20 protein-coding genes are annotated in these 22129 nt (G+C 67.7%); 9 read left to right on the top strand and 11 right to left on the bottom strand.

The window, feature by feature from the left end; translation table 11 throughout:
- The first annotated feature begins 1 nt into the window (after position 1).
- Complete coding sequence (locus EV651_RS04905) at positions 2-1285, top strand: MFS transporter (RefSeq protein WP_133782482.1); 1284 nt, start codon at positions 2-4, stop codon at positions 1283-1285.
- Here the strand turns inward: EV651_RS04905 and EV651_RS04900 are convergent.
- Together EV651_RS04900 and EV651_RS04895 are read right to left on the bottom strand one after the other, a co-directional pair.
- Complete coding sequence (locus tag EV651_RS04900) at positions 1215-2321, bottom strand: hypothetical protein (RefSeq protein WP_238156667.1); 1107 nt, start codon at positions 2319-2321, stop codon at positions 1215-1217. The two genes, EV651_RS04905 and EV651_RS04900, sit on opposite strands and share 71 nt — an antisense overlap.
- Positions 2322-2487: 166 nt before the next feature.
- Positions 2488-4116, bottom strand: coding sequence for an acyltransferase (locus EV651_RS04895; protein ID WP_133782480.1), 1629 nt, complete (start codon positions 4114-4116; stop codon positions 2488-2490).
- A 125-nt stretch (positions 4117-4241) separates the two neighbouring features.
- On the opposite strand from EV651_RS04895, the gene EV651_RS04890 reads away from it, so the two are divergent.
- The 4 genes from EV651_RS04890 (at position 4242) to EV651_RS04875 (ending at position 8763) form a co-directional block, all read left to right on the top strand.
- The gene (locus EV651_RS04890; RefSeq protein ID WP_238156666.1) at positions 4242-5318 is read left to right on the top strand and encodes a LacI family DNA-binding transcriptional regulator; all 1077 of its coding nucleotides are present in this window, start codon (positions 4242-4244) and stop codon (positions 5316-5318) included.
- A 221-nt stretch (positions 5319-5539) separates the two neighbouring features.
- Positions 5540-6856 carry an ABC transporter substrate-binding protein gene (locus EV651_RS04885; protein WP_133782476.1) on the top strand — a complete coding sequence of 439 codons (1317 nt, stop codon included), beginning with the start codon at positions 5540-5542 and terminating at the stop codon, positions 6854-6856.
- Between the two features lie 103 nt (positions 6857-6959).
- Entirely contained in the window at positions 6960-7931 is a 972-nt protein-coding gene (locus EV651_RS04880; protein WP_133782474.1) for a carbohydrate ABC transporter permease, read from the top strand.
- Positions 7924-8763: a carbohydrate ABC transporter permease gene (locus tag EV651_RS04875; RefSeq protein WP_133782472.1), complete on the top strand. Its 840-nt coding sequence runs from the start codon at positions 7924-7926 to the stop codon at positions 8761-8763. Before EV651_RS04880 ends, EV651_RS04875 begins: the two co-directional genes overlap by 8 nt.
- 97 nt (positions 8764-8860) lie before the next feature.
- On the opposite strand, the gene efeB is transcribed toward EV651_RS04875, so the two are convergent.
- Genes efeB through thpR form a run of 4 tightly spaced genes read right to left on the bottom strand, consistent with a single transcriptional unit; the run spans position 8861 to position 12741 of the window.
- Complete coding sequence (gene efeB, locus EV651_RS04870; protein WP_133782470.1) at positions 8861-10111, bottom strand: iron uptake transporter deferrochelatase/peroxidase subunit; 1251 nt, start codon at positions 10109-10111, stop codon at positions 8861-8863.
- On the bottom strand, positions 10108-11247 hold the full coding sequence (gene efeO, locus EV651_RS04865) for an iron uptake system protein EfeO (RefSeq protein ID WP_133782468.1): 1140 nt from the start codon (positions 11245-11247) through the stop codon (positions 10108-10110). Before efeO ends, efeB begins: the two co-directional genes overlap by 4 nt.
- A 25-nt stretch (positions 11248-11272) precedes the next feature.
- On the bottom strand, positions 11273-12121 hold the full coding sequence (gene efeU / locus EV651_RS04860) for an iron uptake transporter permease EfeU (protein WP_133782466.1): 849 nt from the start codon (positions 12119-12121) through the stop codon (positions 11273-11275).
- 56 nt (positions 12122-12177) lie between these two features.
- Positions 12178-12741, bottom strand: a complete 564-nt coding sequence (gene thpR, locus EV651_RS04855; RefSeq protein WP_133782464.1) for an RNA 2',3'-cyclic phosphodiesterase — start codon at positions 12739-12741, stop codon at positions 12178-12180.
- 33 nt (positions 12742-12774) lie between these two features.
- Here thpR and EV651_RS04850 point away from each other — a divergent pair, with 33 nt between their 5' ends.
- Positions 12775-14220 (top strand): LLM class flavin-dependent oxidoreductase, encoded by a 1446-nt coding sequence (locus EV651_RS04850; protein WP_238156665.1) that lies wholly within the window; start codon positions 12775-12777, stop codon positions 14218-14220.
- Here the strand turns inward: EV651_RS04850 and EV651_RS04845 are convergent.
- Positions 14203-15606 (bottom strand): mycothione reductase, encoded by a 1404-nt coding sequence (locus EV651_RS04845; protein WP_133782460.1) that lies wholly within the window; start codon positions 15604-15606, stop codon positions 14203-14205. The genes EV651_RS04850 and EV651_RS04845 overlap by 18 nt on opposite strands.
- Positions 15607-15660: 54 nt before the next feature.
- Here EV651_RS04845 and EV651_RS04840 point away from each other — a divergent pair, with 54 nt between their 5' ends.
- Positions 15661-16326, top strand: a complete 666-nt coding sequence (locus tag EV651_RS04840; RefSeq protein ID WP_166658501.1) for a DUF4429 domain-containing protein — start codon at positions 15661-15663, stop codon at positions 16324-16326.
- Here the strand turns inward: EV651_RS04840 and EV651_RS04835 are convergent.
- Complete coding sequence (locus tag EV651_RS04835) at positions 16323-17642, bottom strand: MFS transporter (protein WP_133782456.1); 1320 nt, start codon at positions 17640-17642, stop codon at positions 16323-16325. The genes EV651_RS04840 and EV651_RS04835 overlap by 4 nt on opposite strands.
- Positions 17639-18088, bottom strand: a complete 450-nt coding sequence (locus tag EV651_RS04830) for a MarR family winged helix-turn-helix transcriptional regulator (RefSeq protein WP_133782454.1) — start codon at positions 18086-18088, stop codon at positions 17639-17641. Before EV651_RS04830 ends, EV651_RS04835 begins: the two co-directional genes overlap by 4 nt.
- 93 nt (positions 18089-18181) lie before the next feature.
- Between EV651_RS04830 and EV651_RS04825 the strand changes: the two genes are divergently transcribed.
- Positions 18182-19273, top strand: coding sequence for a hypothetical protein (locus tag EV651_RS04825; RefSeq protein ID WP_133782453.1), 1092 nt, complete (start codon positions 18182-18184; stop codon positions 19271-19273).
- Here the strand turns inward: EV651_RS04825 and EV651_RS04820 are convergent.
- On the bottom strand, positions 19266-20738 hold the full coding sequence (locus EV651_RS04820; RefSeq protein WP_133782451.1) for an NCS2 family permease: 1473 nt from the start codon (positions 20736-20738) through the stop codon (positions 19266-19268). The genes EV651_RS04825 and EV651_RS04820 overlap by 8 nt on opposite strands.
- Before the next feature lie 68 nt (positions 20739-20806).
- On the opposite strand from EV651_RS04820, the gene EV651_RS04815 reads away from it, so the two are divergent.
- A complete protein-coding gene (locus EV651_RS04815; protein ID WP_133782449.1) occupies positions 20807-21133 on the top strand; it encodes a DUF2530 domain-containing protein in 327 nt (108 codons plus the stop codon).
- Positions 21134-21236: 103 nt separating this feature from the next.
- Here EV651_RS04815 and EV651_RS04810 read toward each other — a convergent pair whose 3' ends face one another.
- A complete protein-coding gene (locus EV651_RS04810; RefSeq protein WP_133782447.1) occupies positions 21237-22019 on the bottom strand; it encodes a DUF3027 domain-containing protein in 783 nt (260 codons plus the stop codon).
- Between the last annotated feature and the right edge of the window lie 110 nt (positions 22020-22129).

Below are 22129 nucleotides of genomic sequence, written 5' to 3'. Positions count from 1 at the left end.
AATGAGCGACAAGCCCAAGGGCAATCGGGCGCCGTTGGCGGCGTTCCTGGTGGCTAACGTGGTGTCGATCTGCGGGACCCGGGTCAGCGCGATCGCGATCCCGTGGTTCGTCCTGATCACTACGGGCTCGCCGGTCAAGACCGGCTTGGTAGCGCTGGCAGAGATGGCGCCGCTGGTCGTAGTGAAGGCAGTCGGCGGCCCGCTGATCGACAAGGTCGGTGCACGCCGGATCAGCGTCGTGGCAGACACCTTCAGTACGGCGGTGGTCGCACTGATCCCTCTTCTGCACGAGCTACGCCTCCTGCACTTCCCGACCCTGCTGGTGCTGGTTGCGATCGCCGGCGCTCTCCGTGGACCAGGAGATGCCGCCAAGGCGACCTTGATCCCGGACATCGCCCGGGTGGCCAGGGTCCCTCTGGAGCGGGTGACAGGCCTGGAGAGTACGACGGAACGCCTGGCGGGCTTCTTCGCGTTCGCGCTCGCCGGCGGCCTCATCACCCTGGTCGGAGCAGTCAACGCTCTCTGGATCGACGCGGTCTCGTTCGGCATCTGCGCCGTACTGATCGCCCGCTGGATCCCCAAGCACACGACGCCCGCGCCAAAGGAGGAGGAGAACTACAGCCGCCGGCTGCTCGAGGGCTGGACCTTCCTGCGTACCGACAAGCTCCTGCTGCCGCTGGTCGTCATGATCGCGGTGACCAACCTGCTCGACGCCGCGACAGGCACCGTCTTACTGCCCGTCTGGATCAAGGAGCACGGCTACGGTCCCGGCCACACCAGCCTGATCCTCACGTCGTTCGGAGTGACGGCGACGCTGTTCGCCTTGCTGGCCTCGGCCATCGGCGACCGCATCCCGCGCAAGCTCGTCTTCACGGTCGCGTTCCTGATCGCCGGAGCGCCGCGCTTCGTCGCGATGGCCACCGATGCGCCGATCTGGACCCTGATGGCGGTGTACGCCGTCGGCGGCATCGGAGCCGGCTTCATCAACCCTGTGCTCGGCGCGATCCAGCTCGAACGGATCCCCAGCCACCTGCGCGGACGGGTCAACTCACTGTCCAACGCTGTCTGCTGGACCGGCGTACCCCTCGGTGGTCTTGTGGCCGGTGGGGCCGTTGCCGCTATCGGTCTGGCACCTGCACTGCTCGCGGGCGGAGCGATCTACCTGATCGCGACGATGTCACCGGTGCTGATCGGCCGACATGAGCAATGGAGAGCTACACAGGGTCAGACGGATCCTCCGGAAACGGCGGCAGATCCAGATCGGGTGGCAGTCGGAACGTCTTAGCCTTCGCGGCGTTGTCCAGCTCGCGCCGCATCCGCTCTCGCTCCGCTCGCAGCAGACCGAGCATCACCAGGTCCAGCAACATCCCACCGGCGGCCGCGAACTGCGTAGCGGCAAACTGGAAGACCTGTGTCATCAGCAACGACACCAGCACCGCCAGCTCGAACAGCCGGACCGCCCTGGCCCGGTTGCGCCTCCGCAACGCCAAGGCGCCACGCACCGTGAACGTTGCCGACAGCAAGCTCCCCGCCGTCACACCGAGTACTGGAAGGTGGTTGAGGCCGTCACCCAGGACAGCGGCGATGACGAGCGCTGCGACGAACTGGACCGCCAGTGCGGCGACAGCGATCGGTGGCGCCATCGGGTGGGTGGCGAGCCGCTCGAACCCGCGCTGCAGCGCCCGCCAGGCCGCGTCCACCGGAGCGGCCAGCTCGACCTCGTCCGGCGGACACGCGGCCAGCAGCTCGGCAGTCTCCCGACGGCCCTCGATCTGCGGGGGCACAGCGCGCAGTAGCTCCGCCGCCTCGGCACGGCGCCGGCGGGACAGGCCGCCCGCGACCCCTTCGACCGTGTGGTCGATGACGTTCGCCAGCTCCTCCCGCGGGTCGATCGGCCGCCGCGTGGTCAGGAAGCGGAACCCGAGCACGATCAGCACGAAGACGACGTACACGATCGCGGCTGTCGGCTTGTAGAAGTAGTTGTTGTCCGAGGTGACGAACTTCCCCACCTCGTCGATGAACAGCCCGAACCCGATCCCGCCGACCGTCGCCGCGGCCGGCCGCACCACGGGACCGACGTACCCGAGGAGCAGGGAGATCGCCACCAGCATCAGCAGCCCGCCGGGCAGCACGTGGGCGATGTGCAGACCTTTGCCGCCGATCTGCGGGTATCCGCTCAGGCTGAGGATCAGCCGGGTGATCAGCACCGTCGCGACCCCGGACACCACGAACGTGGTCAGGTGCTCCCCCGACCGCACGTTCCGGACCAGCCCCGCCCGCATCAGGTACGACGAACGTTCACCGGCGGCTGGGGTACTCATGGGGCCACACGTTAGCGTCAGCGGACTAGTGCGGCGACCACGACGATGGCGACCAGGGCGGCCAGTACGAGCGAGGTCACCAGTCGGCGCGTGCGGGGGTCCACGAAGTCAGGGTATGGGGAAGTTCCTGAGGAGCGTCCTGTGGGGGTCGGTGGGGACGGGTGGTTCAGCGGAGGCTGACCAGTGGTTCCGGGCGGTGGACGCCGCGGGGGTGGTAGCCGAGGGCGTCTGACAGGCCGAGGTAGTCGGAGAGGAGCCAGATGATGGCCAGCCACATCTCGGTGCCTTGCAGGCCCGGGATGGCGCGGTCGGCGGCGCCGTCCGGGGCGAAGGCGAAGCCGGCGCCGTCGACCCAGCGGGTGAGGATCGCACGTAGCTGCGCCTCGGCCCAGCGACGGCCTTCCTGCTCGCCGTACGTCGTCTGCTTGCGCGCCAGCCACAGCGGGTGGATGACGTCGAGCACGTTGCACGCGTTGTAGTTGTCGCCGGTGAACATCCGCCGGTCGTTGCTGTGGGCAAGAACCGTGGCGACGGCCTGCTCGGGGTACGGCAGCGGGAGCCCGAACTGGGCGTAGGTGCCGCGAGTGAGGCGGTAGAAACCGTTCACGACCTGCAGCAGTCCGTCGTCGGGATGCGGCGAACCCCAGGTCCCGGAGGCCGGATCTGCCCGCGTGAGCAGCCATCCCATCAGCGGTTCGAGCGCGCCGGATTCCTTGTGGTCATGGAGGTTTCGGGCGAGCGCAGTACCGAGTGCGTCGATGCCGGAGCCGGCCGACCAGGCTCTTCTTGCCCAGGGCAAGTTGTCGAGATCGTCGAGGGTGAAGTCGGTGGTGATCGGGTGTTCGAAGCTGCTGCCGAGGACCTGGAGGGCGTAGCCGACGCACAGGACGTGGTAGCTCGCGGGCCCTTCCAGGACTGAGAGTTCGGCGTCCGACGGCTTGCCGAGACCCTCGTCGGACAGGTCTCCGGGTGATACCAGTCCGGTGGCCGGATCCTGGCGTGCACGGAGCCGCCGGACGAGGTCGTCACGGGTGTGGCCGGCCGGCGTCCGACGTACCAGCAGGTCCGCGATCTCGATCGCGTCGCACCAAGGGCGGATCTCGGGTTCACGGTCGATCCCGGGACGGTCGACGAAGCGGGAGCCGTCCCAGCAGCGCGCGAGTACGTCGTCGGTCTGCTCGCGAGCCTTCGCGGCAAAGTCTTTGAGCAAGGTCGGTAGATCACCTGACATGGATGCTCCTGTCCGCGAGCGGAGGATTCGGGCGGGGTTGCCGGCCGCGACCGAGTTGGCCGGGATGTCCTTGGTGACGACGGCGCCGGCGCCGATGATGGTGTGCGGCCCGACGGTGACGCCGTCCAGGATCGTCACGTTGGAGCCGATCCAGACGTCGTCGCCGATCGTGATGCCGACAGCGGTGTGCGGCTGCTTGAAGATCGGCTCGCCGGGTGCGGTGCCGTGGTTGAACGCGAGCAGCGAGGTGTGCGCGCCGATCCGGACGCCGTCGCCGATCGTCACCACACCGCGCACCGCGGCGAACGGGTTGATCGTCGAGTCGGCGCCGAGCGCGATCCGCCCGGTCACGTAGGCGTGCGCGGCGATGTACGAGCGGTCCCCCATCCGGAGCTCGTCGCAGTACACCGCGGCCGACTCCGCGACGTACACGTCCGGGGCGAGCTCGACCGACCCGCCGAGCCGTGCCTGTCGTTCGGCCTGCCGGTCACGCTCGGCCCCGGAGGCCTTCCGGGCGTACTCCCAGGGCAGGAAATCCAGGCGCAACGGCTCGTTCGGCAGCATGGGAAAACGCTATCCAATTCCCGGGACCCAGACCAGCCCCGAAAAGCCGCTGCTAACCTCCCGTCTGACATGAACACTTTTCCGTCTGTGCGAGGGGCGGCCGGGCGATGACGACGAGCGGACCCGTGGCAGACGGCGACGACAGCGGTGACGGTGGCGGTGACGGTACGGCGGGTAGCACCCGCCGGAGCCACCGCGTCACGATCAGCGACCTCGCCCGCCGGCTGCACATCTCCAAGGCCTCCGTCTCGTACGCGCTGAACGGCCGCGCCGGAGTCAGCGACGAAACGCGCCAGCGGGTGCTCGACCTGGCCGAGGAGCTGGGCTTCCACCCGAACTCCGCCGCGGTCGCGCTGTCGGCGAGCCGCACCCGGACGATCGGGATCGTGATCGCCAGGGACCCCGCACTGATCTCGACCGAAGCGTTCTACATGCGCACGCTGGTCGGCATCGAGCAGTACCTGAACGAGGTCGACTCGTCGCTGCTGCTGCGGCTCACAGGCGAGCACGGCGAGGACCTCGACGTACTGCGGCGGTGGTCGCGACAGGGGCGCGTGGACGGGTTCATCCTGTTCGACGAGCACGACGACGACCCGCGGATCCCGGTCCTCAAGGAGCTCGGGGTGCCGTGCGTGGTGGTCAGCTCGAACGCGCCGGACGACTCGGTCGGGCGCCTGATCAGCTCGTCGGAGGAGACCGTCACGCTGCTGCTCGATCACCTGGTCGGGCTCGGGCACACGAACGTCGCCCACATCAGCGGGCCGTTCACGTTCATCCATGAGCGGTTGCGGGTGCAGACGCTGCGGGAACACGCCGCGCGGCACGGGATCACGGTGCAACACATCGAGGGCAGCTACCGGTACGACGACGGCGCGGAACTCACCCGCCAGCTGCTGACCGGCCCCAATCCGCCGACCGCGATCGTGCTCGGGAACGACCTGATGGCGGTCGCGGCGCTCCGGGTCGCGATGGATCTGGGTACGGCGGTGCCCGGTGAGGTCTCGATCGTCGCCTGGGAGGACTCGCCGCTGTGCGAACTCGCGCGGCCCGGGATCACCGCGGTCGACCAGAAGACCATGGAACGCGGCCGCGCCGCCGCCGACCTGCTGCTCCGGATCGTCACCGGCGACCGAACGCTGCACGAGGAGGCCCCGGCCGGCGAACTCCGTCACCGTGAGTCGTCCGGGCGCGCACGCACCTGAATCTTCGGCGCAGTTTGAAGACTGTGTGAAATCGGGCTCTCGCAGAGAGTGTTGGATTGCGCTTGCCGGGCGCGAGGTGAAGATTGGCCGGTCACGAGGTCGTAACGAAGACGCCTCTACTGAACCGGTTAGGGTTACGGAACTTAACCGGTTAGGCCAGTATGGGGCCGATCCGCCTCCGCAGCTCTGCGGGGGCTCGAGACGGGACGAGGGAGTCCGACGTGAGACTGCGTTCGCTTGTAGCCGCGGTTGCGGCGACCGCCATGGGAATCAGCCTCGCCGCCTGTGGTGGCGGCGACAAGGACGATTCCTCCGGCGGCAGCACCGGTGACCAGACGCTGACCTACTGGGCCAGCAACCAGGGCACCAGCCTCGACAACGACAAGGAGGTCCTGACCCCGGTCCTGCAGAAGTTCACCCAGGAGACCGGGATCAAGGTGAACCTCGAGGTGATCGGCTGGAACGACCTGCAGACCCGGATCCAGACCGCGATCACCTCGGGTCAGGCGCCGGACGTGGTCAACATCGGCAACACCTGGGCGGCCTCGCTGCAGGCCACCGACGCGTTCCTGCCGTTCGACGGCGACGCGATGACCGCGATCGGGGGCAAGGACAAGTTCGTGCCGACGGCTCTGGCGACCGGCGGCAAGGAGGGCACCGACCCGACCTCGGTCCCGCTCTACGGTCTGGCCTACGGCCTGTACTACAACAAGGCGATGTTCACCGCGGCCGGCCTGCAGCCGCCGAAGACCTGGGAAGAGATGGTCGCCGCGGCCAAGAAGCTGACCAACCCGGCCAAGAACCAGTGGGGTATGGCGCTCGCGGCCGGCAGCTACACCGAGAACGTGCACTTCGCGTTCATCAACGCCGCGCAGAACAAGGCCGACTGGTTCAACAACGAGGGCAAGCCGACCTTCACCGGTGACGGCAACGTGCAGGGCGTGCTGCGGTACCTCGACCTGATGCAGAAGGACAAGGTCGCGAACCCGTCGAACGCGCAGTACGACAACGGCACCAAGTCGGTGAACGACTTCGCCACCAAGAAGGTCGCGATGGTCATCAACCAGAACAACGCCGACTCCTCGATCGTTGCCAACGGCATGAAGGCCGGCGAGTACGGCGTCGTACCGTTCCCGGCTCCGACCGGTGGCGAGCAGGTGGCCAGCCACGTGGCGGGTATCAACCTGTCGGTGTTCAAGAACACCAAGCACAAGGACGCGGCGCTGAAGTTCGTGAAGTACATGACGGACGCGAACACCCAGAGCACGCTGGGCAAGCCGTTCTCCTCGCTGCCGGTGCTGAAGGACGCCAAGCCGGTCTTCACCACCGACGCGGCCGAGGCGGCCACCTTCCAGGACGTCTACAACACCAAGTCCAAGCCGCTGCCGCTGGTGCCGGCCGAGGACCAGTTCGAGAGCACTGTCGGCAAGGCGATGAACGCCATGTTCGCCAAGATCGCGACCGGCGGGACGGTGACCGCCGACGATGTGAAGGCGGCCCTCAAGACCGCCGAGGACCAGGTCGCCGCCAGCAGCTGACGTACGGCGCTTGCGTCCGGAGGACCGGCGGTACCTCTCGCCGGTGCTCCGGACGCAACGCACGTGTCCACTGCGATCCGAGAGACAGGAGGCGACCACCCGGATGTCCGTCGCAACCGAAACCGCCGCTCCGGCACCGGCCCCGCCGGCGAAGCGGAGCCGGCTCGAGCACCGGCCCGGCCTGAACCGGTGGCTGCCGTACGCGCTGCTGGCGCCGGCAGTGCTGCTGGAACTGTTCATCCACATCATCCCGATGCTGGTCGGGATCTGGATGAGCTTCGTCAAACTGACCAAGTTCTTCATCGCGAACTGGTCCTCCGCGCCCGGCGCCGGGCTCGGCAACTACAAGGTCGCGCTCGACTTCAACAACGCGGTCGGCCAAGGGCTGCTGAAGTCCTTCGGCGTCACGGTCGTCTTCTCGCTCGTCACGGTCGCGTTCTCGTGGGTGCTCGGGATGGCCGCCGCGGTCGCCCTGCAGCCGGAGTTCCGCGGCCGGGGCATCGTCCGCACCTTGTTCCTGGTGCCGTACGCGCTCCCGGCGTACGCCGGAATCCTGACCTGGAACTTCATGCTCCAGCGCGACACCGGCGCGGTGAACCACGTGCTGAACCAGCTGCACCTGACCGACGGGAAGCCGTTCTGGCTGATCGGGAGCAATGCGCTGATCTCGCTGATCACGGTGGCCGGCTGGAAGCTGTGGACGTTCGCGTTCCTCACGTTGATGGCCGGCATGCAGAGCATCCCGCGGGACCTCTACGAGGCCGCGTCGGTGGACGGGGCCGGCAACATCCGGCAGTGGCGCAACATCACGCTCCCCTCGCTGCGGCCGGTGAACCTGGTGCTCGTCCTCGTGCTGTTCCTGTGGACGTTCAGCGACTTCAACACGCCGTACGTGCTGTTCGGTACGGCCCAGCCGCCGGCCGGTGACCTGATCACGTTCCACATCTACAACGCGTCGTTCCTGACCTGGAACTTCGGCACCGGTGCGGCGATGTCCGTGCTGCTGCTGATCTTCCTGATGATCGTCACCGGCGCCTATCTGCTCGTCACCGGAAGGAGGTCGCGTCGTGCGTGAGACCAGGGGTTTCAAGATCTACCGCGGTGTCACCCTCACAGTGCTCGGGTTGTTCGTCCTGGTGCCGCTGTACGTGATGGTCACGTCGTCGCTCAAGCCTCTGAAGGACGTGCAGGGCGCGTTCACCTGGTGGCCGTCGAACCTGACGCTGGCACCGTTCGTCGACATGTGGAAGACGGTGCCGCTGGCGAAGTACTTCGTGAACTCGACGATCGTGTCGGTGGCGGCGACGGTGTTCTCGGTGGCGATCGCGATCCTGGCCGCGTTCGCGGTGTCGCGCTTCAAGTTCCGCGGGCGGACCGTGTTCACGACGACGGTCCTGTCGACGCAGATGTTCCCGGGTGTGCTGTTCCTGCTGCCGTTGTTCCTGATCTTCGTGAACATCAACAACGAGTTCGGGCTGCAGTTGGTCGGGACGCGGCTCGGGCTGATCATCACGTACCTGACGTTCAGCCTGCCGTTCTCGATCTGGATGCTGGCCGGGTACTTCGACAGCATCCCGCGCGAGCTGGACGAGGCGGCGCTCGTGGACGGCTGCGGTCCGATGGGCGCGCTGTGGCGGGTCGTACTGCCCGCGGCGCGACCCGGCGTGATCGCGGTCGCGATCTACTCGTTCATGACCGCGTGGGGCGAGGTCCTGTTCGCGTCGGTGATGACGACGGAGGCGAACCGCACGTTGTCGGTCGGTCTCCGCCAGTACTCGACCCAGACCAACATCTACTGGAACCAGATCATGGCCGCCGCCCTGGTCGTCAGCGTCCCCGTCGTCATCGGCTTCCTCCTGGCCCAACGACACTTCGTCGCGGGAGTAACCGCAGGAGCGGTGAAGTAGCGGACCTGCAGCACTCATCAATTGGCTGACGGAGCACTGGCTGAGCGTGGCGGCCGGTCGTCCGACGCAATTGATGAGTGCTGGCGGTCCGCGCGGCTCAGGAGAAGAGCTTTTCGCCCCAGTAGGAGCCGGGGGTTACGCCGGCGGGGCAGGCGAAGATGCCAGAGCCCACGTGGTGGATGTATTCGTTCATCGTGTCGTTCTTGGCCAGTTGGTTCTGGATGGGGATGAACTGTTTGCGCGGGTCGCGTTGGTAGGCGAGGAAGAACAGGCCCGCGTCGAGGCGGCCGAGGCCGTCCGAGCCGTCGACGAAGTTGTAGCCCCGGCGTAGCAGCTCGGCGCCGTTGTTGAACTGCGGGTGCGCGAGCCGCACATGCGAGTCCATCGGCACCTTCGGCTGCCCGTCGGAGTTCTTCGCGGTGAAGTCGATCGCGTCGAACTCGTCCGCCTTGCCCAGCGGGGCGCCGGTGCCCTTCCCGCGGCCGATGATCGTCTCCTGCTCGCCGAGCGACGTACGGTCCCAGATCTCGATGTTCATCCGGATCCGCCGCGACACAAGGTACGCGCCGCCGACCATCCAGTCCGGGCCGTCCTCGGGCTGCACCCACAGCTGCTGCTCGAGCTTGTCGGCTTCCTCGAGCTTGAGGTTGTTCGTCCCGTCCTTGAACCCGAACAGGTTACGCGGCGTCGCCTGCGCCCGCGACGTCGACGACGTACGGCCGAATCCGAGCTGCGAGTACCGTACGGCGACCCGTCCGAACCCGATTCGCGCCAGATTCCGGATCGCGTGTACGGCGACCTGCGGGTCATCGGAACACGCCTGTACGGCGATGTCGCCGCCGGACCGCGCCGGGTCGAGGTCGTCGCCGATGAAGTGCGGCAGGTCCACAAGCGCCTTGGGACGCCTGCCCGCGAGCCCGAACCGCTTGTCGAACAACGACGGCCCGAATCCGACAGTGATCGTCAGCCGCGCCGGCGGCAGGCCGACCGCCTCGCCGGTGTCCTCCGGCGGCGCCTCACCCGGCCCGTTCACCGCGCCGTACTGACCGATGTCGCGACCGGCTGTGAGCAGCGCCGCCGCGGCGGTCCACTCCTTCAGCAGCGCGATCAGGTCGTCCCGCTTCGTCGTGGTCACGTCGAAGGCAGCGAAGTGCAGCCGATCCTGGACCGGCGTGGTGATCCCGGCCTGGTGCGGGCCGTGGAACTCGACCGGCCCGTTGTTGTCCGCGGCATGCGACTCCTCACCGGACAGCGCCGAGTGAGCGGCGTATCCGGCGACTCCGGTGGCGACGGCCGCGCCTGCGGCACCGAAGAGGCCGCGGCGTGAGATTCCCTTGCGGTCGCTCATTTCTTCGCGAGCACCCCGGCGACCTTGCTGACCGGCTCGGCCAGCCCGTCGACCACCGCGCCGAGCGCCTTCTTCTCGGCCTCCGTCGCGGTGTACGGCTTGAAGCCGTCACCGTCGCGGTACTTGTCCAGCGACGCGAAGACAGCCTTGAACTGAGCGTCCAGCTGGGTGACGAGCGCCGGGTCCCGCTTCTGCAGGGCCGGGCGGAGCGCCTGGATCGCGGCCTGCGAGCCCTCGACGTTCGCCTCGAAGTCCCACAGGTCGGTGTGCGAATAGCGGTCTTCCTCACCTGTGACCTTGCCGGTCGCGACCTCGTCGAGCAGTTCCTTGGCGCCGTTCGCCAGCTGCAGCGGGGTGAGCTTCACGACCTTCGCCTTCGCGACCACCGTCTTCACGTCGGTCAGCAGCAGGTCGGCGTACTTCTCCATGCCCTTGGTGGAGTTGGACACCCACAGCGCCTGCTCGATCCGGTGGTACCCGGTCCACTCGGTGCCCGGCTCGACGTCGTTGACGCGGGCGTCGATCTTCGGGTCGAGATTGCCGAACGACTCGGCGACCGGCTCGATCCGCTCCCAGTACGTCCGCGACACCGGATACAGCGCCTTGGCCTTCGCGACGTCGCCGGCCTTCACCGCGGTCACGAATTCGGTGGTCTTCTGCTCCAGCGCGACCGCCTGCGAGTTCACGTACCGCTGGTAGCCCTCGGTGGCCTGCTTCAGCGCGGTGTCGGAGTCCGCCTGCGCGGGCGTGTCGCCGGTGACAGTGAGGTCGCCGCGGATCCCGTCGCCGACCATGCCCGGCTTGCAGACCGCCTGGTACTTACCGGTCGGCAGTTCGACGATCAGGTCCCGCTTCAGACCCGGTCCGATGTTCTCGACCTCACCCATCACCCGGTCGCCGTCGGCGTACACGTAGAACTCGGTGACCTTGCTGCCGCCGTTCGTCACCGAGAACGTGCTGGTCCCGGACTTCACGTCGCGGCGGCTCAGGTCGCAGCCCGAGTCGGACGCCTTCACCGACACCGGGCCGGTGCTGTCGTCCTTCGCGGCGGGCTCGTCCTTCGCACACGCGGTCAGCGCGGCGAGGCCGAGGACGACACCGAAAATGGAGGCCCGACGGGCCAGTGAGGTGGACATGGTTCTCCTGGTATTCAGGTGGTGTTCAGGCCGCGTTGTGAGCGGTCGTCGCCGGTACGGCGGGTGGTGTGGAGCTCCTCACCGGACGGAAGTAGAGCACCATCACCGGGACGAGATAGACGACCCACGCGATCGCCTCCAGCACGGACGGTGCCGGGTTGAAGTTGAAGATGCCCTTCAGCAGTACGCCGTACCAGCTGTCCGGCGGGATCACGTGGGAGATGTCGAAGGCCAGCGTGTGCAGGCCGGGCAGGATGTTCGCCTCCTGCAGGTCGTGGAAGCCGTACGCGAAGATGCCGGCCGCGACCAGGATCAGCACCGCGCCGGTCCACTTGAAGAACACGGCCAGGTTGATCTTCACGGCGCCCTTGTAGATCGCGACGCCGAGCAGGACCGCGGTCGCGAGCCCGAGCAGGACACCGACGAACGGTACGGCGGTGGTCGCGGTGGCGGCCGAGGCGTACACGATGAACGCGGTCTCGATGCTCTCCCGGAACACCGCCAGGAACGCGAGAATGACGACCGCGCGCGACCCCACCTCGAGCGCTTGCCCCATCCGCTCGCGCAGTTCCCTGGCGATGCTGCGGGAGGCCTTGCGCATCCAGAAGATCATCCAGGTGACGAAGCCGACCGCGAGGATCGACATCACTCCGCCGACGGTCTCCTGGGTGGTGAACGACTTCGCGGTCAGCGCGGTGACGAACTGGAGCAGACCCCAGGCGGCGACCGCCACGGCCAGCGCCGTGGCGACACCGATCCAGACCAGTTTGAGTCGATCCCGGTGACCCGACTTGACCAGGAAGGTGGCGAGGATGCTGACGACCAGCGAGGCCTCGAGTCCTTCACGAAGTCCGATCAGGTAGTTCGCGAGCATGGCGGGACTCTCTCAGTACGGTGTTACAGCATTAGGTACGGCTAACCTTCCTGAGGTTAACCTAAGAAGTCCCATTCGCCTACCGTGACGTACGCCGCACTGTGGCCCGGCCCTTCACCCAGCCGGGACTCGATCAACTGCAGGCTGCCCGCGGTCCAGACCGGACCGTTGTAGGTGTCGAAAACCCTGACCCACTTGGTGACGTCGATCGGTCGCCGCAATCGCGCCAGTGTTACGTGCGGGGTGAATTTCCTTCCTTCCACGGTCACTCCGGCGCGACTCGCTGCCGCCCGGGTGGTCATCGCCAGGTGCTTGAGCGACTCGGTCTCGTCGCGTACGCCGGCGTACAGCACCCGGGCGTCCGGGACACCGGGGAACGCGCCGGCTCCGGTGAGTTGCAGCTCGAACGGTCTCTGTCGCTTGGCGGCGAGCTCCAGCCGCTCCTCGAGTTCCTCGGTCTTCCAGTCCGGCACCTCGCCCAGGAACGCCAGCGTGAGATGCCAGTGCTCGTCCGACGCCCACCGGATGTCGTCGTCCGGATGGTCCCGGCGCGGCTCGACGAACTCGCTCAGATCCTCCACTACCTCTTGAGGTGGCACTACTGCCACGAACAATCGCATCCGAAAAGGGTATCGATCGTGGAAACTGCTTTTGTGTCCGAGTTCAAGCTGCCGTCGCCGTGTGTGGTGATCCTGGTCGGTCCGGGGGCGTCCGGGAAGTCGACGTGGGCGGCGGAGCATTTCGGGGCCGACCTGGTGGTGTCGAGTGATCGACTGCGGGCGTTGGTCGGGGCCGGTGAGGATGACATCGCGGCGAGTGCCGACGCGTTCGCGTTGTTGGACGAGGTAGTGCGGCAACGGATCGCCCGGCGCCTGACGACTGTCATCGACACCTTGGGGCTGGATCGCGAGAAGCGGGTGCGCTGGCTCAGCCTGGCTCGTGAGGCCGGGATGCCCTGTGTAGCGGTGGGTTTCGATACGCCGGCCGAGGAGTGCCGGCGGCGGAATCGGGAGCGTACGGCGAAGCGGATCCCGGCCGACGTACTGGCGTCGCAGCTGCGGACCTGGGCTTCGGTGAAGCAGGAACTGCCGACGGAGGGGTACGACGACATACTGCAGCCGACTGCCGTGCGGGTGGTGCCGAACGCCTTCGTGGAGTCGACCGCGGCGCACGCGCGGCAATCCGAGACGCCTGTGGGGTTGCGATTCGGGCTGCAACTGAGCAGATATCCAGGCGGTCGGGAAGGCCTGGCTTCGTGGGTTCGTGAGGTGGCGGAGCGGGCCGAGGCGGTCGGGTTCGACGCGATCTACGTGATGGATCACTTCCGGCAGATCCCGCAAGTGGGGCGGGCGTGGGAGGACTTCCTGGAGAGCTGGACGACGCTCGGGTACCTCGCCGCGTGCACGACCCGCGTTCGGCTGGGGACGCTGGTTTCGGGCATCACCTACCGGAACGTCGCCCACCTCGGGAAGATCGCCGCGACGCTGGATGTGTTGAGTGGTGGGCGGGCGGTGTGCGGGGTCGGGCTCGCGTGGTTCGAGGCGGAGCACAAGGCGTACGGCTGGCCGTTTCCGCCGGTGAGTGAGCGCTATGCGCTGCTCGAGGACGCCTTGCAGCTGCTGCCGGTTTTATGGGGACCTGGCAACAAACCGTTCCGCGGCAAGGTTCTCGACGTACCGGACACCACTTGTTATCCGCGTCCGCTGCAAGAGCACCTGCCCGTGCTCGTCGGCGGGAGCGGGCCGCGGACACTGCGCTTGGCCGGGCGGTTCGCGGATGCGGTGAATGTGTTCGGGGATGTCGCCGCGGTCCGGAAGGCGGCCGGCCACCTGGGGGATCGACCGGTTGAGCTGACGCATCTGTCGACAGCCCTGGTGGGCAAGGACTCGCAGCAGTTGGACGAGCTCGTACGGCGGTTGCGTCCGCGGAACGTGAACCCGGCGAAGTACGCGGCGTCCGTGAACGCCGGCACCGTCGACGATCAGATCGGGCGGTTCCGCGAACTCTCCGAGGCCGGGGTGGCCGAGGTGATGATCAGCCTCCCCGACCTCGCCACCCTCGACACGGTCGCCGACGTGATCTCAGCCTTTCGGCTTTAGCTTCAGCTTCAGCAGGGCGTTCTCGATCAGTTCGGGCATGGCCGGGTGGATCCAGTACTGGCCGCGCGCCATCGTGTACGCGTCCAGTCCGAAGCTCATCGCCTGGATCACCGGCTGGATCACAGTCGGCGCCTGCGGGCCGATCACATGGCAGCCGAGGATCTGCCCGCTCTCCGGGTCGGCGAGCACCTTCGCGAACCCGGTGGTGTCCTCCATCGCCCAGCCGTACGCGATGTCGGCGTACTGCTGAACCGCCTTCACATAAGGGATTCCGCGTTCCTGCGCCTGCTCCTCGGTGAGGCCGACCGACGCGATCTGCGGTGCGCTGAACACCGCGTGCGGGACGAAGCGGTGGTCGGCCTCGATCCGGTTGTCGGGGTTGAGCAGGTTGTGCTTCACCACCCGGGCCTCGTGGTTCGCGACATGCTTCAGCTGGTGCGGAGTGGTCACATCGCCGAGCGCGTAGATGCCGTCGACGTTGGTCTGCTGGTATTTGTCCACGACCACGCGGCCCTCGTGGTCCACCTCGACGCCCGTCGCGTCCAGGGTCAGCAGGTCCGAGTTCGCTTCCCGGCCGACCGCGACCAGCAGCTCGTCGACGACCAGCTCGTCGGAGCCTTCCGGATGCAACATGCCGAGCAGGATCGAGCCGTCGTCACGCCGTGTCACCCGGACGGTTTCGTGGTTCAGGCGTACGTCGTACTTCTCCTGGGCGATCTCGGTGTAGCGCTGGGCGAGCTCGCTGTCCTCGTGCCGGAGCAGCAGGCTGGAACGGGCGATGATCGTCACCTCGACGCCGAACGACGCGAACACGTGCGCGAACTCGGCCGCGACGAACCCGCTGCCGATGATCGCCAGCCGGCGCGGCAGCTCCTCGAGCCGCATGATCGTGTTCGACGTGTGGAACCCGGTCTCCTCCAGACCCGGGATCGGGGGCACGATCGGCCGGCTGCCGCTGGCGATCACGAACCGGTCGGCGCTGAACACGCTCGTCGAGCCGTCCTTGCCGTCGACCGTCAGTTCCTTGAACCCGGTGAACCGGCCGGTCCCGTCGTACACGGTGACGTTCGCGTTGTCCGGGTTGTGGTGCCGGTACTCCGAGCCGCCCGCCGCGATCGGATCGATCCGGCCGAAGATCCGGTCCCGGACGTCGGTCCAGCGCACGTCGAGCAGTTGCTCGTCGACGCCGTACCGCGCACTCACCGACGGGGTCGCGGCGACGTCGGCGGCGTGCACGAACATCTTGGTCGGGATGCAGCCGACGTTCAGGCAGGTGCCGCCGAACGTCCCGCGCTCGACGATCGCCACCTTCCAGTCGGCGAACCGCCGATTGACGATGGTGTTACCGGAGCCGGTCCCGATGATGACGAGGTCGTAATGGGTCACACCCCATTGTGCGCGTTACGCGCAACTGGCCCGGTGACCGGGGAGGATGAGCGGGTGGCACTCGGTGAGCTGACGAGCACGTACGGCACGGTCCTCTGGGACGGCATCGGCACTCTCCGGATCCGGTACGGCGGGACGGTCGTACGGACTCGCCTGGGTGAGCGGATCGTGCCCGTCGAAGCATTGCGGGCCGTGGAGCTCACCCAGACGGGACTCCGGCTCGTACTTCGTGACGGCGCCGACCCGCTGCAGTCGGTGACGCAGCCGATCGAGCTCTACGACTTCCCGGGCGTCGATCACCAGGTCGCCGAGGGGATCGCCCGTGACATCGGCCAGGCCCTCGTACGTCGCGACGTACCGGAGACGGCCGCCACCGCGTGGCTGGTCGCGCCGCCGCCCGCGCCCGACCGGATCGAGGGGCGGGACGCGACGCTCGCGGTGGCGAACGGGCAGCTCACCTTCAAGTACCACCGGTCCGTGGGCCGTCAGAAGAAGGCACTCGGCGATCCGTGGTCGGTGCCGCTCGGGGACATCGCCGACGTGGAATGGGCGCCGTCGGCCGGCCTAGGTACACGTGGATTTCTCCGGATCACCACGGCCGCAAGCCCCGACGTACGCCCGAAGCCCAAGCACGACCCCGCCGCGATGCTCACCCGGCGCGCGGCGGAAGTCGATGCGTTGTTCTTCGGCGCCCGCCTCCTCACCCGAATTCGCCCCTAGGCGACCTGGGGCTTCTTCTGCGGTACGTCGGGTGCGTCGACGACTGCCTTCTCGCCGAGTAGTTCGGTCTGGGGCAGGACCTCGAGGTGGGGGCGCGGGAGCAGCCGCGGGCGGATCGCCAGACCGCGCCGGCGGGAGAAGTACAGCACCGAGCCGACCGTGCCGAGCACGGTGAGCCCACCGCCGACGATCAGCGACCAGCGGGCGCCCATCACCTGGCCGATCCAGCCGATGAACGGCGACCCGAGCGGCGTGCCGCCCATCAGGACCGTCATGTACAGCGCCATCACCCGGCCGCGCATCGTCGGCTCGATGCTCAACTGCATCGTCGCGTTCGCCGAGGTGAGCATGGTGAGCGAGGTCAGTCCGACCAGCGGCAGCACGAGCGCGAAGGTCAGGTACGTCGGCATCAGCGCACTCACGATCTCGAGCACACCGAACGCCACCGCCGCACCGATCACCAGCCGCGCGCGGATCCGGACCCGCCGGGCCGCGAGCAACGCGCCGGACAGCGAGCCGATCGCCAGGATCGAGCCGAGGATGCCGTACTCCCCCGCGCCCTTGTGGAACGCGCTCGTCGCCATCAGCGCCGAGGTCATCTGGAAGTTCAGCCCGAACGTGCCGGCGAAGAACACCGCCACCAGGACCATCATCAGGTCCGGCCGCCGCCACAGGTAGCGCATGCCGTCGCGGATCATGCCCTTGTCCCGGGCCGCGGGCTTCGGCGTGTGCAGTTCACCGGTGCGCATCAGCCGCAGCGACACGATCACCGCGGCGTAGGTGAACCCGTTGATCATGATCACCGGACCGGTGCCGATCCAGTTGATCAGCAGACCGGCCAGCGCCGGGCCGAGCAGCCGGGCCGCGTTGAAGGACGCCGAGTTCAGTCCGACAGCGTTCGAGAGTTCGTCGCGGCCGACCATCTCGACCACGAAAGCCTGCCGGGTCGGGGCGTCGAACGCCGTACCCACACCGAACAGGAGAGCCAACAGGTACACGTGCCACGTCTGCACGACGCCGGCGATCGTCAGACCACCGAGGGTCAGGGCGACGGCGGCCATCGCGATCTGGGTGAGCGTCAGCACGGTCCGCTTCGGGAAGCGGTCGGCGACCAGACCGGCGTACGGGCCGAGCAGGAGCGCCGGCAGGAACTGCAGGCCGGTGACGATGCCGAGCGCCGTACCGGAATGGGTCAGCTCCAGGACCAGCCAGTCCTGGGCGACCCGCTGCATCCAGGTGCCGACGTTGGAGATGATCGCGCCCGAGGCGTAGAGCCGGTAGTTCCGGACCTTGAACGCGCGGAAGGTGGGGCTCATCGAGCCGCCAGTCGTTCGAGAACAGGTGCTGCCTTGCGCAGGATGTCGCGCTCCTCAGGGGTCAGTTGCTTCAGCTTCTTCTGCAGCCACTCGTCGCGGCGCTTGCGGTTCGCCAGGATCAGCTCGTCGGCGCGGGCGGTCAGCTCGACGACGATCTGCCGCTTGTCGGTCGGATGCGGGCGGCGGACCAGCAGGCCCGCCTCCTCCATGTTCGTCACGATCCGCGTCATCGACGGCGGCTTCACCTGCTCGTGGGCGGCCAGCTCGCCGATTGTCATCGCCTCGTGCTTGGCCAGCGCGCCGAGCACGCTGAGCTGGTTCGCGGTGAGGTCGTGACCGGGCTCGCGCTGCCGGCGGATCTGCCGGGACAGCCGCAGGGTCGACGACCGCAGGGCACTCGCCAGCCCGACGTCACTCTTCACCTGCTGCGCTACGACTTCGGGCATGTCTTTACCTTAACTCATTACCTTTGCTAACTAAAAACGTTGGACCGCCGGCTGGTATTCCCGAGGTCCGGGCGGCCGATAGAGTTCGCGCTCATGGGGACGACGGCGGAGCTGGAGCGGTACGAGCAGAGGTTCCGGCGAGCGGGACTGCCGCTGTTCATCGAGGACTTCTCGCCGACGCACGACATCTTCACGCGGGCGGCGCCGCTGCTGGTGCTGGTGTTCCTGGCCGAGATGCTGGGTGCCACCTCGCTCGAATGGCACTGGTGGCAGAACCTGCTGGCCGCGATCGGCGGTCTGGTCGCACTGATCGCCGGGTTCGGCCTGCTCAACGGGCTACGAGGGCGACCGTTCGGATCGTTGCCCACCCGCTTCGGCACCCCGGAGCTGGCGGTGTTCGTCTTCCTGCCGGCGTTGCTCCCGGTAGTCACGCAAGGACAGGTCAAGCAGTTCTTCGGCGTCGCCTTCGGCAACCTACTGCTGGTCGGACTGGTGTACGTCGTGGTCGGCTACGGCTTCATCGCGACCGTCGTCTGGGGAGTACGCCAACTGGCCCGCGAGCTGGCCAACTCGGTCGCCAGCTTCGTCCGGGCACTGCCGCTCCTGCTGGTCTTCTCGCTGGTGCTGTTCATGACCGCGGACATGTGGCAGGTGTTCGCGTGGATGCCCGCCGCCTTCATCGTCTTCTCCGTGATCGCCTTCACCCTGCTCAGCACGGTGTTCCTGCTGATCCGGTTGCCGCTGGAGGTGGACGCGATCGAGCGCACCGCCGGCTCCGGCCCGCCGCTGAGCCGCAGCCAGCGCTTCAACGTCAGCGTCAGCCTGGTGATCCGGCAGTGGATGCAGGTGCTCGTGGTGAGCGCCGGCGTCGGCCTGTTCTTCATTGCCTTCGGCATGCTCGCGATCAGCGAGCACATCTACCGGCAGTGGGGCGTCGACGCCGGCTCGTGGTCGTACCACGTCGAGCTGCTGAACCATCCGCTCGTCCTCAGCGCCTCGCTGATCAAGGTCGCCGTCGGCATCGCGAACTTCACCGGGCTCTACTACTCGATCGCGTTGCTCACGGACTCGACGTACCGCACGGAGTTCCTCGACCACGTCAGCAACGAACTCCGCGAACTCTTCACCGCAAGGGCCGAGTACCTCGAACTTCGCCGTACCGGGCCTTCGGCAGGGGTCAGGTGAGCCAGTCGGACAGGGGGCCGATGGCGAAGTAGACGACGAACAGGGCCGCGACGACCCACATCAGCGGGTGCACCTGGCGGGCCTTGCCGCGCACGGTCTTGAGGATCACGTACGAGACGAAGCCGGCGCCGATACCGGCCGAGATCGAGTACGTGAACGGCATCAGGACGATCGTCAGGAACGCCGGGAACGCGACCTCGAGGTCGTCGAAGTCGATGCCCTTCACCTGCGTCATCATCAGGAACCCGACCAGGATCAGCGCCGGCGTCGCCGCCTCGTACGGAACCAGCGTCACCAGCGGTGCGACCACCATCGAGATCAGGAAGCAGATCCCGGTCACCACACTCGCCAGCCCGGTCCGCGCGCCTTCGCCGACGCCGGACGCCGATTCGATGTACGACGTGTTGCTCGAGACGGACGCGGCACCACCGGCGGCGGCCGCGAGGCTGTCCACGATCAGGATCCGCTGCGAGTTCGGCGGGATGCCGTCGGCGTCGTTCAGGCCCGCCTCGGCGCCGATCGCGGTCATCGTGCCCATCGTGTCGAAGAAGTCGGCGAGCATCAGCGTGAAGATCAGCAGCAGCGCCGACACCACACCGACCTTGTCGAACGAGCCGAACAGGTTGAACTCGCCGACCGTGTCCAGGTTCGGTTTGGTGAACCACTGGTCCGGCAGCTTCGGCACGCTCAGGCCCCAGCCGCCGGGGTTCTTGTCGGTGCGGGCGCCGAGGTTCGCGATCGACTCGATGACGATCGCCAGCACGGTCGCGGCCAGGATGCCGATCAGGATCGCGCCCTTCACCTTCCGGGCGTACAGCGTGACGATCAGAAGCAGGCCGACCACGAAGACCAGCACCGGCCAGCCGCGGAGGTTGCCGCTGACACCGAGTTCGACGGGCGGGCCGCTGAGCGCCGCGGGACGCCGTACGAAGCCCGCGTCGATGACGCCGATGAAGGCGATGAACAGGCCGATACCGACGCTGATCGCGACCTTCAGTTGCAGCGGCACCGCCTCGAACACCGCTCTGCGGAAGCCGGTGAGCACCAGGACCAGGATGATCAGGCCCTCGAGGACCACCAGACCCATCGCGTCCGCCCAGGTCATCTTGGTCGCGATCGAGAACGCGATGAACGCGTTCAGGCCGAGACCGGCGGCGAGGGCGAGCGGGAAGTTCGCGACCAGGCCCATCAGGATCGTGACGACCCCGGCGACCAGCGCCGTCGCGACCGCGATCTTCGCGATCGCCGCCGCCGGGTCGGTGCCGCCGCCGACGAACTGGCCGGCGCCGTCCTTGACGGTGCCGATGATGAGGGGGTTCAGGACCACGATGTAGGCCATCGTGAAGAACGTGACCAGCCCGCCGCGGATCTCCCGGCCGAGCGTGGATCCGCGTTCGCTGATCTTGAAGAACGAGTCCAGAGGACCGGAACCGGAGCGGGCCGTCGTGGCCTGGGTCGAGCTCATGAACGCATCGTGCCAGTTCCTACCGGGCAGTTGCGAGTACTAATCGCAAACGAAGCTAAGGTAGTGGCGTGACGGAGGAGCAGGGGGCAGCCAAGGAGCGCGCGGACAAGAAGCGCACCGACCCGACCAGCCAGCTCGCCCGCGGCGAACTGGTGCACGCCGAGGTCAAGCCGCTCGACCTGTCCGGCATCCCCAGCGTGATCACCGGTATCAGCCTCTGGGCCGTCGCGTTCGTCGTACTCTTCCTCTTCCGCGGCCGCCTCGAGGACGACGGCCTCGACTGGTGGCTCTGGGTCCCGGTCGCCGGCTTCGGCCTCGGCCTCATCGGCCTCTGGTACTGCAGACGCCGCTGGGCCGCCATCCAGGGCGGCCACCGCTCCGCCACCGAAGACTGACCCCGCGCGTCACGAGCAGGGCCGGAGCTCACTGCCTGGTGCCTGTGAACAGGCAATTCCCTGTTCACCGAGGCCGCGGGGTGTGCAACGCCCCGCTTTGCGATCAGTCCTCGGTGAGGGTTAGGTCGAGGGTGTCGTAGGCGGTGGTGTCGAAGGCGTGGTCGGGGGTGGGGGGTTCGGCCAGGTCGATGGTGGCGTCGGAGTGGGCGCCGCAGCCGTAGTCATAGGCGACCACGCGGGCCTCGCCGGGGGCCATTTCGTTGGCGCAGACGCCGAAGGCCTGACCCAGGCTGTCGGCGAGGCGGATCCAATAACCACACGAGAAGCACTTGTACGGCACCGCCTGCGCGATCGCCGACGTCGGGCCGAACTCCCCGCCGTACCAGCGCTCGGCGGCGTCTTCACGCCCGTACGGCGAGAGCACGCGCTCGCGACCGAGGCCGAGCTCCTCGACGACCGTGAGCACGTCCTCCGGTGCGTCCGCGGTCTCGGTGAACCCGGGCTCGAGGCGCGGGTCGTCGGGAAGGGTCGGGAACAGGTCGCCGGGGCGGAGGTCGCCGGGCTGGACACGTTCCGACCACGGGACCCATTCCGGCGCGACGACGGCCTCGTCGCCGGGCAGCATCACGACCTCGTTGATCGTGACGGTCTTGGCGCGGGCCGCACGCGTCACCGTGACCGCCCAGCGCCAGCCGCGGTACCCGGGGTGGGTGGAGGCGAAGTAGTGGGTGACGAGGCGCTCGCCCTCGACCAGATGACCGAGGTGCTCCCCGACCTGCGCGGCGCCGGCCTCGGCGATCGCGGCCTCGCGCGCCGGTTCGATCGCCGCGACGCTGACGGCGTCGGGCTTCGCACGTACCGGTTCCGGGCTTTTGACGGGAGTCACAATCGCCCATTCTCGCATGCCTTCTGCCGTACGCCGAACCGCCGTCACCCACCCGCGATCAGGGGTCCTTTCGCGCCGTGCCTGCCGTCTGTCCCCGGCACGAGGCAGGA

Source organism: Kribbella sp. VKM Ac-2571 (assembly GCF_004362255.1).
Taxonomy (GTDB): Bacteria; Actinomycetota; Actinomycetes; order Propionibacteriales; family Kribbellaceae; genus Kribbella; species Kribbella pratensis.
This window is presented reverse-complemented; position numbering and strand designations above follow the sequence as displayed.

Coding starts and splice junctions, on each gene's coding strand:
- EV651_RS04905 (WP_133782482.1), top strand. CDS start 2: ATGAGCGACAAGCCCAAGGGCAATCGGGCGCCGTTGGCGGCGTTCCTG.
- EV651_RS04900 (WP_238156667.1), bottom strand. CDS start 2,321: ATGAGTACCCCAGCCGCCGGTGAACGTTCGTCGTACCTGATGCGGGCG.
- EV651_RS04895 (WP_133782480.1), bottom strand. CDS start 4,116: ATGCTGCCGAACGAGCCGTTGCGCCTGGATTTCCTGCCCTGGGAGTAC.
- EV651_RS04880 (WP_133782474.1), top strand. CDS start 6,960: ATGTCCGTCGCAACCGAAACCGCCGCTCCGGCACCGGCCCCGCCGGCG.
- efeB (WP_133782470.1), bottom strand. CDS start 10,111: ATGAGCGACCGCAAGGGAATCTCACGCCGCGGCCTCTTCGGTGCCGCA.
- efeO (WP_133782468.1), bottom strand. CDS start 11,247: ATGTCCACCTCACTGGCCCGTCGGGCCTCCATTTTCGGTGTCGTCCTC.
- efeU (WP_133782466.1), bottom strand. CDS start 12,121: ATGCTCGCGAACTACCTGATCGGACTTCGTGAAGGACTCGAGGCCTCG.
- thpR (WP_133782464.1), bottom strand. CDS start 12,741: ATGCGATTGTTCGTGGCAGTAGTGCCACCTCAAGAGGTAGTGGAGGAT.
- EV651_RS04835 (WP_133782456.1), bottom strand. CDS start 17,642: ATGAGCCCCACCTTCCGCGCGTTCAAGGTCCGGAACTACCGGCTCTAC.
- EV651_RS04830 (WP_133782454.1), bottom strand. CDS start 18,088: ATGCCCGAAGTCGTAGCGCAGCAGGTGAAGAGTGACGTCGGGCTGGCG.
- EV651_RS04825 (WP_133782453.1), top strand. CDS start 18,182: ATGGGGACGACGGCGGAGCTGGAGCGGTACGAGCAGAGGTTCCGGCGA.
- EV651_RS04820 (WP_133782451.1), bottom strand. CDS start 20,738: ATGAGCTCGACCCAGGCCACGACGGCCCGCTCCGGTTCCGGTCCTCTG.